Below are 13,154 nucleotides of genomic sequence, written 5' to 3'. Positions count from 1 at the left end.
GAAGTTACGCAGCCGTAGGTTTACGGCTTGCCGCAGATCGTGCCCGATGAACGGACGCGGGGCCAGTCCTGGTGCCCCTGGGCGGCGAGATCCTCGTCACGTCACCCGTCTGCGCCACCTCGGGTTTCGGGTCCGTCCTACTGCCCGCGTGCCCCAACTCGGCGTACGAGCAGGTACAGCTCACAGCCCAGGCAGTACCCGAACGCCGCGTTGAGAAAGCCGGCGGCGAGCGCGAGCCCCGTCGCGGCCGGCCCGAGCCACTGCGGCCCCGCGGCGTAGCCCACGAGTCCGAGCGCCGCGAAGACGAGACCGACCGCTTGGGCGAACTGCAATGGCTGCGGCGCCTCGAACTCCGTCGGCGGCCCGATCCGCGGCCGGACCAGGGCGCGGAAGAGCAGGCCGTAGGGTGAACGCGCCACGCCCCCGGCCGCTCCCAGGGCGAACGCCAGGAGTTGCCAGGCCAGTAGCCAGCCGCTGCCGGTGATCAGGACGACCGCAAGCACCACGGTCGTCACGGCCGCCCCGAAGCGCGGTCCCCTTGCGTCGATGTCCATGAATCGAGCATTACGCACGGGAGACGATTCGTGGAGGCGGGAATCTTTGCAGTCTTGTGAATGCTGGAGCATGTGATGGCCGGACTCGTGGTGTGTGTGACCGTGCTCGTGCTGGCGAGTGCCTACGGTGTGCTGCACCGGCGGCGGAGCGGGAGAATGAGAGTGCATGGACGGGACGACGGGAAGCGGCTGGGCGCCGCCGAGTTGGGTGACGGGCTCGGCGAGCGGGCGACGCTGGTCCAGTTCTCCAGTGCCTTCTGCGCACCCTGCCGGGCGACGCGTCGGATCCTCACCGAGGTGGCCGCTATGGTGCCCGGCGTCACCCATGTCGAGATCGATGCCGAACAGCGTCTCGAACTCGTCCGCGCGCTGGACATCCTCAAGACGCCGACGGTGCTCGTCCTGGACGCGGACGGGAGGATCGTGCGCCGCGCGACCGGTCAGCCCCGCAAGGCGGACGTGATCGCCGCGCTGGGCGAGGCCGTCTGACGCCCTCTCGGACGGACGGCAGGGACCCGGGCCGAACGCCGCGAGACGAGCGGGAGGCGGACGATGACGTATCTCCCAGTTGCCCGGACGAACTTGACTGCGCCCACCATCTATCGTCAGCCTGACCTCATGCCCCCGGAACCCCTTCTCTTCGAGCGCGTCCACGTGGACCTGGTCCGCACCGCGAGTGCGTGTTGGCCGGCTTGCTGAACAGCCACGGATCCGCGCCACGTCGCCTCTCGCAGAAGGACAGTTCCATGACGGCCTCACCCGGCCTCGGCACCCCTCAACTCGCCTCCCCGGCCCTGCTGCGTTCCGTCTTCCGGCGGCACGCGGCGGGAGTCGCCGTGGTCACCGCCCAAGGGGACGGCAGGCCGGTCGGCTTCACCGCCACCTCCCTCAGCTCGGTTTCCGCCGAGCCCCCGCTCATCTCGTTCGGCGTCGGTGCCGGGGGGTCGAGCTGGCCCGTCATCTCCGAGGCCGACCACGTCGGCGTGCACATACTCGGTGAACACCAGGAAGCCCTGGCCGGCACCTTCGCCAGGAGCGGGGCCGACCGCTTCGGCGCGCCGACCCGCTGGCGCGAGGGACCCGAGGGTGTTCCCGTGCTGGACGGAGTGCTCGCCTGGCTCGTCTGCCGCGTGGTGGCGCGGGTGCCCGCCGGAGACCACCGCATCGTGATCGCCGAGGTCGTGCTCGGCGACCCCTCCGGAGTCGGCCGCCCCCTGCTCTATCACCAGGGTCGTTTCAGCGGGCTGCGTGACTGAACAGGCCGACCGGTTACGCAGCGTTGTCAAGGTCACAGTTCAAAGCGCTTGCTTAGCGGGCATGTACTGGGTGTACTGGCGAGTAATATTTCGTTTGGAGCGCGGGGTCGCCCCGACCGGGATCGCCCGCTTCAGGCGCCTATGCTGCCTGCAAGAAGGCAGCCCAGAAATGACGATGCAGTAGGAGAGCCGGCGTGAGCTTGAGGATCGTTGTCACTGTGAAGTACGTGCCCGACGCCACTGGCGACCGGCACTTCGCCGATGACCTGACCGTCGACCGGGACGACGTGGACGGTCTGCTCTCCGAGCTCGACGAGTACGCCGTCGAGCAGGCGCTGCAGATCGCCGAGGACGCCGACGACGCCGAGATCACCGTGCTGACGGTGGGTCCGGAGGACGCCAAGGACGCGCTGCGCAAGGCTCTGTCGATGGGTGCCGACAAGGCGATCCACGTGGAGGACGACGACCTGCACGGCACCGACGTCATCGGCACCTCGCTGGTGCTGGCCAAGGCGATCGAGAAGGCCGGCTACGACCTGGTCATTTCCGGCATGGCCTCCACCGACGGAACCGCCGGTGTGGTTCCCGCGCTGCTGGCCGAGCGTCTGGGTGTCCCGCAGGTCACGCTGCTGTCCGAGGTCTCCGTGGAGGACGGCGTCGTCACGGGCCGCCGTGACGGCGACACCGCCTCCGAGCAGCTCCAGGCTCAGCTCCCTGCCGTCGTCTCGGTCACCGACCAGTCGGGTGAGGCGCGCTACCCGTCCTTCAAGGGCATCATGGCCGCCAAGAAGAAGCCGGTTCAGTCCTGGGACCTGTCCGACCTGGACGTCGACGCCGAAGAGGTCGGCCTCGGGGGTGCCCGGACGAAGGTCGAGACCGTGGCCGAGCGTCCGGCGCGCACCGCGGGCACGATCGTCAAGGACGAGGGCGAGGGCGGCAAGCAACTCGCTGAGTTCCTCGCGAGCCAGAAGTTCATCTAAGGCTCACACGCCTGACCGCCCCTCAGACTTCGCAATCCGCAAGGAGATCCATTCCCATGGCTGAAGTTCTCGTCTACGTCGACCACGTGGACGGTGCCGTCCGCAAGCCCACCCTGGAGCTGCTCACGCTGGCCCGCCGCATCGGCGAGCCGGTCGCCGTCGCCCTCGGCGCCGGCGCGGAGAACACCGCGTCCGCCCTCGCCGAGCACGGCGCGGTGAAGGTCCTCACCCACGACGCGCCCGAGTACGCCGACTACCTGGTCGTGCCGAAGGTGGACGCGCTGCAGGTCGCCTACGAGGCCGTCTCCCCGGCCGCGGTGCTGGTGCCGTCCTCCGCCGAGGGCAAGGAGATCGCCGCCCGTCTGGCCCTGCGTATCGGCTCGGGCATCATCACCGATGCCGTCGACCTGGAGGCGGGCGACGAGGGCCCGGTGGCCACGCAGTCGGTGTTCGCCGCCTCCTTCACCACCAAGTCCCGTGTCATCAAGGGTGCCCCGGTCATCACCGTCAAGCCGAACAGCGCGGCCGTGGAGGCTGCCCCGGTCGCCGGTGCGGTCGAGGCGCTGACCGTGTCCTTCTCGGACAAGGCCACGGGCAGCAAGGTCACCGCCCGTACGCCGCGTGAGTCGACGGGCCGTCCTGAGCTGACCGAGGCCGCGATCGTGGTCTCCGGTGGCCGCGGTGTCAACGGTGCGGAGAACTTCGCGATCATCGAGGCGCTCGCCGACTCCCTGGGTGCGGCCGTCGGCGCCTCGCGTGCCGCCGTCGACGCCGGCTGGTACCCGCACACCAACCAGGTCGGCCAGACCGGCAAGAGCGTGTCCCCGCAGCTGTACATCGCCTCCGGTATCTCCGGTGCGATCCAGCACCGGGCCGGCATGCAGACCTCCAAGACGATCGTCGCGATCAACAAGGACTCCGAGGCGCCGATCTTCGACCTGGTCGACTACGGCATCGTGGGCGACCTCTTCGACGTCGTCCCCCAGCTGACCGAGGAGATCAAGGCCCGCAAGGGCTGAGCGACTTCACGGGCGCGAGGCCCCCGCGACCGCACCGGCGTCGCGGGGGCCCTTGTCATCCCAGGGTCAGCGACGCCTGCACGGGAAGGTGGTCGCTGGGGAACCGGCCCTCCTGTGCGAAGGTGTTGATCGACGCCCAGTGCGCCGTCACGCCGGGGGTGGCCAGGATCCAGTCGATGCGCTCGCCGTCCGGCCTGAGCGGCCGGAACCCGTGGAAGGTGCCGTACGGCGCGGTGCGCTCGGCGGCCGTGTCCCATGTGTCGACGAGACCGGCGCCGAGAAGCGTGTGGTAAACGGGGCTCTTGTGTGCGGCGGCGTTGAAGTCGCCGGTCATCACGAGCGGCAGGGAACGGTCGAGCCCGCCGATCCGATCGGCGATGAGGGAGGCGGCGCGTGCGCGTGCGTACTGGCTCTTGTTGTCCAGGTGGGTGTTGAGGACGTAGAACTCCCGCCCTCCGTGGTGCAGATCGCGGAAGCGGACCCAGGTGACCATGCGGATGCAGGCTCCGCCCCAGGTGTTCGAGCCGATCACGTCCGGGGTGTCGGAGAGCCAGAAGTGGTCGTACTCCACGGGGCCGAGCCGCTGTGAGTCGTAGAAGACGGACTCGAACTCGTCGCGGCTGCCGCCCCCGCGTCCGGTGCCGATCCAGGCGTAGCCCGTTCCCAGGTCGGCCGCGATGTCCCGGACCTGATGGTAGAGGCCCTCCTGAGTGCTGATGACGTGCGGCCGCTCCCTGCGCAGCAGCGCGCTCATGACCGGGCGGCGGTTCGTCCAGCTGTTGGGTTCGGCGGTGCCCGCGAAGCGCAGGTTGAAGGACATGACCTCGAGATGGCGGTCGTGCGGGTTTGACGCCGAGGCGTGCTGCGGGGCCAGTGCCGCGCTGGACAGGGGGAGGGTGACCGCGGCCAACGCGGCGGTCTTGAGGCCCAGGCGACGCGTGACTCGGCTGTGGTGGGGCACGAGAGGCTCCTTCTGTGGAGGGTGCCGTGCGAGCCGTAGTCTGACAGAACCGTATGAGATGAGCGTGAGCATGGCAAAAGTGGGCGTTTCTTCCATGGAAGGCGGGGAGTGCTCGGCGCGCAAGAGTTGTTGACCTGCGGCAATATCCACGGATAGCTTCATTAAACGGATTGTTGATTCCGTGAAGCGGAAATTGGGAGGGTGAGGGATGGGCCAGGGGCAGCAGGAGCGGGTGGTGACGAGCCTGGCGGGCGCCGTCGGCAAGGAGATCAGTACCTCTCTCTCCCCGATCGACCGCGAACTGGAGCGCCGCTATCCGGGTGACCCCGGCACGCGTCAGCCCGTCCACACCGTCTACGTCCCCGGTGACGTCTTCGCCGCCGACACCGTCCGCTCCTGGGGCGACCAGGCCCTCGCGGCCCTCGACGAACATGCCCCGGACGCCCCGTCGTTGGCCGCCGTCCTCGGTCTCGCCGACGATCTGGCCGAGCCGGTCCACGACCGTGTGCGCGCGAAACTGGAGCGCGAGCCGATCGAGGACCTGCGCGTCGACTTCGAGGACGGCTACGGCCCACGGCCCGACGCCGAGGAAGACGAGGCGGCTGCCCGCGCGGCCCGGCTGATCGCGCAGGCCCATGCCGCGCGCGCCTCCCGGCCGGATGCCGGGGTGGGCACCACCGCCCCGTACCTGGGGATCCGCATGAAGTGCATGGAAGCCCCGGTACGGGACCGGGGGATCCGCACGCTCGACATCTTCCTGACGGGCCTGATGGAGGCCGGCGGTCTGCCGGACGGCCTTGTGCTCACCCTGCCCAAGGTCACGTACGCCGAGCAGGTCGCCGCCATGGTGCGGTTGCTGGAGGAGTTCGAGAAGGCGCGCGGGCTCGAGCCCGGCCGGATCGGGTTCGAGATCCAGATCGAGACCAGCCAGGCCATCCTGGGTGCCGACGGCACTGCCACGGTCGCTCGAATGATCCAGGCCGCGCGGGGCCGTGCCACCGGACTGCACTACGGCACCTTCGACTACAGCGCCTGCCTCGGCGTGTCCGCCGCCTACCAGGCGAGCGACCATCCGGTCGCCGACCACGCCAAGGCGATCATGCAGGTCGCGGCCGCCGGCACCGGCGTGCGCGTCTGCGACGGCTCCACGAACGTCCTGCCCGTCGGGCCGACGGAAAAGGTCCATGAGGCCTGGAGGCTGCACTACCGGCTCACCCGTCGGGCCCTGGCCCGCGCCTACTACCAGGGTTGGGACATGCACCCCGGCCACCTTCCGACCCGGTACGCGGCCGTCTTCGCCTTCTACCGTGAGGGCTTCGAACAGGCAGCGGCGCGTCTGGCCCGTTATGCCCGGCGCAGTGGCGGTGACGTGATGGACGAGCCCGCGACCGCAAAGGCGCTGAGCGGTTATCTGCTGCGGGGGCTGGACTGCGGTGCGCTGGACGTCGGGAAGGTCGCCGAGGCCACCGGCCTGACCCGGGCGGATCTGGAGGGCTTCGCGGCACGGAGGCGGGGCGATCTCACGGTCTCGGGGAAGTAGCGGCGCTCTTCCGTGGCGTGGGGCCGGGCCGGGGCGCCGCCTCGCGGCGTATCGGGCGGCCGGCACGCTCGCCGCGGCCTCTGCGGCCCACGGCGGCCCCGAGGAGGGCCGCTCCTCAGTCGACGGGCGGCAGCTCGCCCGACCCCCGGGTGATCAGCCGGGTGGGCAGCTCGATGCGTTCGGGCGTGATGAGGGTTCCGTCGAGCTGACGGAAGAGGCGCTCGGCGGCTGTGCGGCCGAGGGCGGCGGCGTCCTGGGCGATGACCGTGACCCCGGGCTTGAGGAGGTCGGCCAGCTCGAAGTCGTCGAAGCCGACGAGGGCGACCGGGCGGTCGTGCTCGGCGAGGACACGGACGACGGTGACCGTCACACGGTTGTTGCCCGCGAAGATCGCCGTCACGGGGGCGGGAGCCGACAGCATCTCCTCGGCTGCCCTCCGTACCCGCTCGGGGTCGGTGACACCGAGGGAGATCCACGACTCCTCGACGGGTATGCCGGCGTCCTCCATCGCGGCCCGGTAACCGCGCAGCCGCTCGGCCGCGGTGTGGATGCGCGGCATGTCGCCGATGAAGCCGATCCGGCGGTGGCCGTGCGCGATCAGGTGGGCGATCCCGTCGCGGGCGCCGCCGAAGCTGTCAGACAGGACGACGTCGGCGTCGATCCGTCCGGCGGGACGGTCGACGAACACCGTGGCGACCCCTGCCTTGAGCTCCGGCTCCAGATAGCGATGGTCGTCGCCGGCCGGGATGACGACCAGTCCGTCCACACGGCGCGCGCACAGCGCCAGTACCAGCTCCTGCTCGCGGTCCGGGTCCTCGGCGCTGGAACCGTTGATCAGCAGGGCTCCGTGGGCCCGTGCGACCTCCTCGACCGCGCGGCTGAGCGGGCCGTAGAAGGGGTCCGCGAGATCCTCGAGAACCAGGCCGATGCTCGCGGTGCGGCCCTTGCGCAGTACCCGCGCGCTGTCGTTGCGGCGGAAGCCCAGCGCCTCGATGGCCTCATGGACCCGGCGTTCGGTGTCCGGGGTGACTCCGGACTCCCCGTTGACGACACGCGACACCGTTTTCAGGCCGACTCCGGCTCGTGCTGCCACGTCCTTCATGGTCGGCCGGTTGCCGTAGCGGTTCTCGGGTCGGCGTGCGGTGTCGGGCACGATGCGCTGTCCTGTCCTGTCGTCCACGGGGATGCGTCGGTCCATGGCGTTGTATGAGGATGTGGCATCGAGCATAGAGCCTGGACAACGTTGTCAGATGCGGGAGACACTGTCCACCGCAATCTCCGGCCCGCGCCTCCCCCCAGGGGTTCCTCTCCTCCTGCCTGTGCCCGGCCGGGGGAACCGCATTCGCAGCGGCATCCGCCGTTCGTGGTGCCGGTACGACCGAAGCATTGGGAGATCTGACACTGATGCACACCGACCTCGTGGCCGCGCTCGACATCGGCGGCACCAAGATCGCCGGAGCGCTGGTGGACGGCCACGGCCGGATCCTGCTGCGCGCACAGCGCGCGACGCCCGCGCAGGAGGACGGCGATACCGTGATGGGGGCCGTGGAGGCCGTCATCGGGCAGCTGACGGCCTCGCCGCTCTGGGAGCGGGCACAGGCCGTGGGCATCGGCAGCGCGGGTCCGGTGGATGCCTCCGCGGGTACGGTGAGCCCGGTCAACGTTCCGGGCTGGCGCGGTTACCCGCTGGTCGAGCGGGTGCGGGCCGCGACCGGCGGCCTGCCCGTCGAGCTGATCGGTGACGGTGTGGCGATCACCGCCGCCGAGCATTGGCAGGGCGCGGCCCGCGGCCACGACAACGCGCTGTGCATGGTGGTGTCCACGGGCGTCGGCGGCGGGCTGGTGCTGGGGGGCCGTCTGTACCCGGGGCCGACCGGCAACGCGGGCCACATCGGGCACATCAGCGTCGACCTCGACGGCGACCCGTGCCCGTGCGGGGCGCGTGGCTGCGTGGAGCGCATCGCGAGCGGGCCGAACATCGCCCGCCGGGCCCTGGAGGGCGGCTGGCGGCCGGGGCCGGACGGCGACACCTCGGCCGCCGCGGTGGCCGCCGCCGCCCGCGAGGGCGATCCGGTGGCGGTGGCCTCCTTCGAGCGGGCGGCCCGGGCACTGGCCGCAGGGATCGCCGCGACCGCGACGCTCGTCGAGATCGACATCGCGGTGATCGGCGGGGGAGTGGGCAAGGCCGGCGATGTGCTCTTCATGCCCCTGCGCAAGGCCCTGCCGGACTACGCCACGCTGTCCTTCGTGCAGGGCCTGACCGTGGAGCCCGCGCAGATGGGCACGGACGCGGGGCTCGTGGGCGCGGCCGCCGCCGCGCTGCGCGGCCGGGAGGACGCGCCGACGGCAGGCCTGGCGAGCTGATTCGGTCTCGGCTGTTCCTGCGCGAGCGCATGGGCAGAGGGGGCGCCCCGGCGCCGATGTGCCGGGGCGCCCCCGGGTGCGGTCAGCGGCCCAGCTTCGCGTCCGCCCAGTCCGCGTGGTCCGAGTCGTCGCCGTCGCCGCCGTCGGTGACGACCAGGTGGATCAGCATGCTCGCCATCGCCTCCCTCGCCACCGGATTCGTCGTGGCGGCACTCACCTCGTCCCATGCCGCCCACCACGACGGACTCGGCGACCTCGACGTCAAGGACACGCTCAGCGCCGTCGACCACACTTTCGGCCACGACAGCCTTGCGGCGAAGGAGGACGTTCTCGGGCAGAACGGCTGACGGGGAGTGTGCATTGCGGCGCCGGTGCTCCGGACAGCAGGGGCAGCGGCGCCGCGGCGCGTCGGCCGTCGGACGCGCCCTCATCAGCGGCGGGTTTCCGTGGCAGGGTTGAGAGGGCAAGCCACAGGGGGCCAACAGAAGAGGGGGAACCGTGATCGTCTGGATCAACGGTGCGTTCGGTGCGGGGAAGACGACCACCGCACGGGAACTGATCGAACTGATCCCGAACAGCACGCTCTTCGACCCCGAGGTCGTCGGTGGAGCGCTCACGCACCTGCTGCCGCCGAAGCGCCTCGCCGAGGTCGGTGACTTCCAGGACCTGCCGATCTGGCGACGGCTCGTGATCGACACGGCGGCGGCGATGGTCGCCGAACTCGGCGGTGTCCTCGTGGTTCCCTTGACCCTGTTGCGCCAGGGGTACCGCGACGAGATCTTCGGCGGCCTCGCCGCCCGCCGCATCCCGGTGCGCCACGTCCTCCTCGCCCCGGCCGAAACGATCCTGCGCGAGCGTATAGCCGGCCGGGAGGTGCCGCCCGACCTCCCCGACGGAGAGATGCGGGTCCGGCAGTGGTCCTACGACCACATCGAGCCCTATCGGGCCGCCCTCGCCGCCTGGCTCACCGCGGACGCGTACCCCGTCGACTCCAGCACCCTCACCCCGTACGAGACCGCCGTGCGGATCGCCGAGGCCGTCCGTACCGACGCCGCGCCCGTCTGCGACATCGTGCAGACGCCCGAGCCGACCTCCGAGACCCTCGCGGCGGGCGTGCTGCTCTTCGACGAGCAGGACCGAGTGCTGCTCGTCGACCCCACCTACAAGGCAGGGTGGGAGTTCCCCGGCGGCGTCGTCGAACCCGGTGAGGCCCCCGCCAGCGCCGGCATACGCGAGGTCGCCGAGGAGACCGGGCTCACGCTCGAGGTGATTCCCCGGCTCCTGGTCGTCGACTGGGAGCCCCCCGTACCCCCCGGATACGGTGGGCTGCGGCTCCTCTTCGACGGCGGCCGCCTCGACAGCACGGCGGCCGATCGCCTGCTGCTCCCCGGGCCCGAGTTGCGCGACTGGCGGTTCGTCGCGGAGGCGGAAGCGGCCCGTCTGCTGCCGCCCGTCCGCTACGAACGGCTGCGCTGGGCCCTCAGGGCGCGCGAACGCGGGGCGGTGCACTATCTGGAGGCCGGCGTCCCGGTCGGCTGAACCCGCCTCGACCCGTTCCGCCTGCCGGCAGGGGCGCGCAAGGACGTCGACGCCGTCCACGGGACGACCGTGGAAGGGGTCCCCGCCCGGCGACGAGGACCCCTTGCCGTGTGTGAAGTCGCTCAGTTGGCCGCGTAGTTGCGCAGGAACAGCGCCTCGGCCACCGACAGGCGCTCCAACTCGTCCGGAGACACGCTCTCGTTGACCGCATGGATCTGCGCCTCGGGCTCGCTCAGGCCGATGAGGAGGATCTCCGCCTGCGGGTAGAGCGAGGCGAGGGTGTTGCAGAGCGGGATGGAGCCGCCCTGGCCCGCGTACTGCATCTCCTGGCCCGGGTAGGCGAGGGACATCGCGTCGGCCATCGCCGCGTAGGCCGGGCTGGAGGTGTCGGCCCGGAACGCCTGCCCCTGGCCGATCTGTTCCGTCCGCACCCGTGCGCCCCACGGCGTGTGCGCCTCCAGGTGGGCCTGGAGCAGCTTCGTGGCGTCGACGGCGTCCACGCCCGGCGGCACCCGCAGGCTGATCAGCGCGCGGGCGCTCGCCTGGACCGAGGGGGTGGCGCCCACGACAGGCGGGCAGTCGATGCCGAGCACGGTCACGGCCGGGCGCGCCCAGATTCGGTCGGCGACCGAGCCGGAGCCGATCAGGTCCACTCCGTCCAGCACCTTGGCGTCCTTGCGGAACTGCGCGTCGGCGTATTCGACGCCCTCCCACCGGGCCTCGGGGGCCAGTCCGTCGACGGTCGTCGAACCGTCCTCGGCCCGCAGCGAGTCCAGTACGCGGATCAGGGCGGCCAGCGCGTCGGGCGCCGCCCCGCCGAACTGGCCCGAGTGGAGGTTGCCTTCGAGCGTGTCGACACGGACCCGGACGAGAGTCATGCCGCGCAGCGTCGAGGTGACCGTCGGCAGTCCGGCGTGGAAGTTGCCGACGTCGCCGATGACGATGGCGTCGGCGGCGAGCAGGTCCGGGTGTTCCTCGGCGTACCGCTCCAGACCGCCGGTGCCCTGCTCCTCCGAACCCTCGGCGATGACCTTGATGTTCACCGGCACGCCGCCGCTCGCCCGCAGCGCGCGCAGGGCGAGCAGATGCATGATGACGCCGCCCTTGCAGTCGGCGGCGCCGCGTCCGTACCAACGGCCGTCGCGCTCGGTCAGTTCGAAGGGCGGGGTGGTCCAGCCTGCCTCGTCGAGGGGCGGCTGCACGTCGTAGTGCGCGTACAGCAGTACCGTCTTGGCGCCCTCCGGGCCGGGCAGGTACCCGTACACCGACTGCGTGCCGTCCGGGGTGTCGAGCAGCGCCACGTCCTGGAAGCCGTCGGCGCTCAGCGCGTCGGCGAGCCAGCGAGCGGCGCCCTCGCTCTCGCTCTTGGGGAACTGGTCGAAGTCCGCGACCGATTTGAAGGCCACCAGTTCGGTGAGCTCCTCCTTCGCCTTGGGCATCAGCGAGGCGACGGCTTCGGCGACCGGATTCGACGACATGGGCACGCTCCTTGTGGGTGCGACTTTGTACCGTTGAGTACTTCCTGTACGGGTATGTGTATGCGCGTGCTGGTGTGCAGGGCGCATACGCTGCCGATCCTCCCACAGCGACCTGTGACGACGCCGCCGTAGGATGCGTGAGACAGGTGCGGCAAGCAGCTTGATCGGGAGCAGTAGACCATCGTGAGCAGCGAGAACTCTTCGGCGGACGACGTGCAGCAGGTGTGGGACGTCGTCGTGGTGGGCGCGGGACCCGCGGGGGCGTCGGCCGCCTACGCGGCGGCGGTCGCGGGACGCAGCGTGCTCTTGCTGGAAAAGGCCGAGCTGCCACGCTACAAGACCTGCGGCGGCGGCATCATCGGCCCCTCGCGCGACGCCCTGCCGCCCGGCTTCGAGCTGCCGCTGCGCGACCGGGTGCATGCGGTCACCTTCTCCAACAACGGACGTTTCACCCGCACCCGCCGTGCCAAGCACATGCTGTTCGGGCTGATCAACCGTTCCGAGTTCGACCAGCAACTCGTCGAGCACGCCCAGAAGGCGGGAGCGGAACTGCGCACGGGTGCCACGGTGTCGCGGGTCGAGCAGCACGGCTCGGCGGTGCCGGACCGTCGCACGGTTGCCGTCGTCCTGCAGAGCGGCGAGACGCTGCTGGCGCGCGCCGTCGTGGGCGCGGACGGCAGCGCCAGCCGTATAGGGGCACACGTGGGAGTGAAGCTCGACCAGGTGGATCTGGGTCTGGAGGCGGAGATCCCGGTGCCGGAGACCGTCGCCGAGGACTGGAAGGGGCGGGTGCTCATCGACTGGGGGCCGATGCCCGGGAGTTACGGCTGGGTTTTCCCCAAGGGGGACACGCTGACGGTCGGCGTGATCTCGGCGCGCGGTGAGGGAGCCGCGACCAAGCGGTACTTGGAGGACTTCATCGCCCGTCTCGGACTCGCCGGCTTCGAACCGAGCATCCACTCGGGGCACTTGACCCGCTGCCGTGCCGACGACTCGCCGCTCTCGCGCGGGCGGGTGCTGGTCTGCGGGGACGCCGCGGGACTGCTGGAGCCCTGGACCCGCGAGGGGATCTCGTTCGCGCTGCGGTCGGGACGGCTCGCGGGGGAGTGGGCGGTGCGGATCGCGGAGGCGCACGACGCGGTGGACACGCGCAGGCAGGCTCTGAACTACGCCTTCGCGATCAAGGCCGGGCTGGGTGTCGAGATGGGCGTCGGCAAGCGGCTGCTGTCGGTGTTCGAGCGCCGCCCGGGCCTGTTCCATGCGGCGCTGACCGGCTTCCGCCCCGCCTGGAAGGCGTTCAAGGACATCACCCAGGGGTCCACTTCTCTGGGGGACGTAGTCCGCAACCGCCGGATCGCCCAGCGTGCCCTGGCCGTGCTGGACGGGGGGCCCGCGGGCGACGGTGTCGGTTCCTGACCGAGGGCGGGTTCAGCGGTTTCTGGCGAGGCCTCCCGGGCCTTCAG

At 70.9% G+C, this 13,154-nt stretch carries 14 protein-coding genes; 9 read left to right on the top strand and 5 right to left on the bottom strand.

What is annotated here, in order from left to right; translation table 11 throughout:
* Nucleotides 1–137: 137 nt before the first annotated feature.
* Complete coding sequence (locus VXC91_RS10690) at nt 138–554, bottom strand: DUF4395 domain-containing protein (protein ID WP_329506871.1); 417 nt, start codon at nt 552–554, stop codon at nt 138–140.
* A gap of 75 nt (nt 555–629) precedes the next feature.
* Between VXC91_RS10690 and VXC91_RS10685 the strand changes: the two genes are divergently transcribed.
* The 4 genes from VXC91_RS10685 to VXC91_RS10670 all read left to right on the top strand — a co-directional run bounded on the left by VXC91_RS10685 (nt 630) and on the right by VXC91_RS10670 (nt 3,809).
* Nucleotides 630–1,043 carry a TlpA family protein disulfide reductase gene (locus tag VXC91_RS10685; RefSeq protein ID WP_329506920.1) on the top strand — a complete coding sequence of 138 codons (414 nt, stop codon included), beginning with the start codon at nt 630–632 and terminating at the stop codon, nt 1,041–1,043.
* A gap of 257 nt (nt 1,044–1,300) precedes the next feature.
* Nucleotides 1,301–1,810 carry a flavin reductase family protein gene (locus VXC91_RS10680; RefSeq protein ID WP_329506870.1) on the top strand — a complete coding sequence of 170 codons (510 nt, stop codon included), beginning with the start codon at nt 1,301–1,303 and terminating at the stop codon, nt 1,808–1,810.
* A 194-nt stretch (nt 1,811–2,004) separates the two neighbouring features.
* Nucleotides 2,005–2,790: an electron transfer flavoprotein subunit beta/FixA family protein gene (locus VXC91_RS10675; protein ID WP_329506869.1), complete on the top strand. Its 786-nt coding sequence runs from the start codon at nt 2,005–2,007 to the stop codon at nt 2,788–2,790.
* A gap of 56 nt (nt 2,791–2,846) precedes the next feature.
* A complete protein-coding gene (locus tag VXC91_RS10670; RefSeq protein WP_329506868.1) occupies nt 2,847–3,809 on the top strand; it encodes an electron transfer flavoprotein subunit alpha/FixB family protein in 963 nt (320 codons plus the stop codon).
* 55 nt (nt 3,810–3,864) lie between these two features.
* Here VXC91_RS10670 and VXC91_RS10665 read toward each other — a convergent pair whose 3' ends face one another.
* Nucleotides 3,865–4,770 (bottom strand): endonuclease/exonuclease/phosphatase family protein, encoded by a 906-nt coding sequence (locus VXC91_RS10665; RefSeq protein ID WP_329506867.1) that lies wholly within the window; start codon nt 4,768–4,770, stop codon nt 3,865–3,867.
* A 208-nt stretch (nt 4,771–4,978) separates the two neighbouring features.
* On the opposite strand from VXC91_RS10665, the gene VXC91_RS10660 reads away from it, so the two are divergent.
* Complete coding sequence (locus VXC91_RS10660; RefSeq protein WP_329506866.1) at nt 4,979–6,310, top strand: DUF6986 family protein; 1,332 nt, start codon at nt 4,979–4,981, stop codon at nt 6,308–6,310.
* Nucleotides 6,311–6,425: 115 nt separating this feature from the next.
* Here the strand turns inward: VXC91_RS10660 and VXC91_RS10655 are convergent, their stop codons facing one another.
* A complete protein-coding gene (locus tag VXC91_RS10655) occupies nt 6,426–7,508 on the bottom strand; it encodes a LacI family DNA-binding transcriptional regulator (protein ID WP_329506865.1) in 1,083 nt (360 codons plus the stop codon).
* Between the two features lie 206 nt (nt 7,509–7,714).
* Here VXC91_RS10655 and VXC91_RS10650 point away from each other — a divergent pair, with 206 nt between their 5' ends.
* Nucleotides 7,715–8,674 (top strand): ROK family protein, encoded by a 960-nt coding sequence (locus VXC91_RS10650; protein WP_329506919.1) that lies wholly within the window; start codon nt 7,715–7,717, stop codon nt 8,672–8,674.
* 82 nt (nt 8,675–8,756) lie between these two features.
* Here VXC91_RS10650 and VXC91_RS10645 read toward each other — a convergent pair whose 3' ends face one another.
* Nucleotides 8,757–8,852: an NPCBM/NEW2 domain-containing protein gene (locus VXC91_RS10645; RefSeq protein ID WP_329506864.1), complete on the bottom strand. Its 96-nt coding sequence runs from the start codon at nt 8,850–8,852 to the stop codon at nt 8,757–8,759.
* Between VXC91_RS10645 and VXC91_RS10640 the strand changes: the two genes are divergently transcribed.
* Nucleotides 8,842–9,021, top strand: coding sequence for a hypothetical protein (locus VXC91_RS10640; RefSeq protein WP_329506863.1), 180 nt, complete (start codon nt 8,842–8,844; stop codon nt 9,019–9,021). The two genes, VXC91_RS10645 and VXC91_RS10640, sit on opposite strands and share 11 nt — an antisense overlap.
* Nucleotides 9,022–9,172: 151 nt before the next feature.
* A complete protein-coding gene (locus tag VXC91_RS10635) occupies nt 9,173–10,213 on the top strand; it encodes an NUDIX hydrolase (RefSeq protein ID WP_329506862.1) in 1,041 nt (346 codons plus the stop codon).
* Between the two features lie 122 nt (nt 10,214–10,335).
* Here VXC91_RS10635 and VXC91_RS10630 read toward each other — a convergent pair whose 3' ends face one another.
* A complete protein-coding gene (locus VXC91_RS10630; RefSeq protein WP_329506861.1) occupies nt 10,336–11,691 on the bottom strand; it encodes a dipeptidase in 1,356 nt (451 codons plus the stop codon).
* A gap of 183 nt (nt 11,692–11,874) precedes the next feature.
* Here VXC91_RS10630 and VXC91_RS10625 point away from each other — a divergent pair, with 183 nt between their 5' ends.
* Nucleotides 11,875–13,107: a geranylgeranyl reductase family protein gene (locus VXC91_RS10625; protein ID WP_329506860.1), complete on the top strand. Its 1,233-nt coding sequence runs from the start codon at nt 11,875–11,877 to the stop codon at nt 13,105–13,107.
* Nucleotides 13,108–13,154 lie beyond the last annotated feature (47 nt).

The sequence above is a fragment of the Streptomyces chiangmaiensis genome (genome assembly GCF_036281785.1).
Lineage (GTDB): Bacteria > Actinomycetota > Actinomycetes > Streptomycetales > Streptomycetaceae > Streptomyces > Streptomyces chiangmaiensis.
This window is presented reverse-complemented; position numbering and strand designations above follow the sequence as displayed.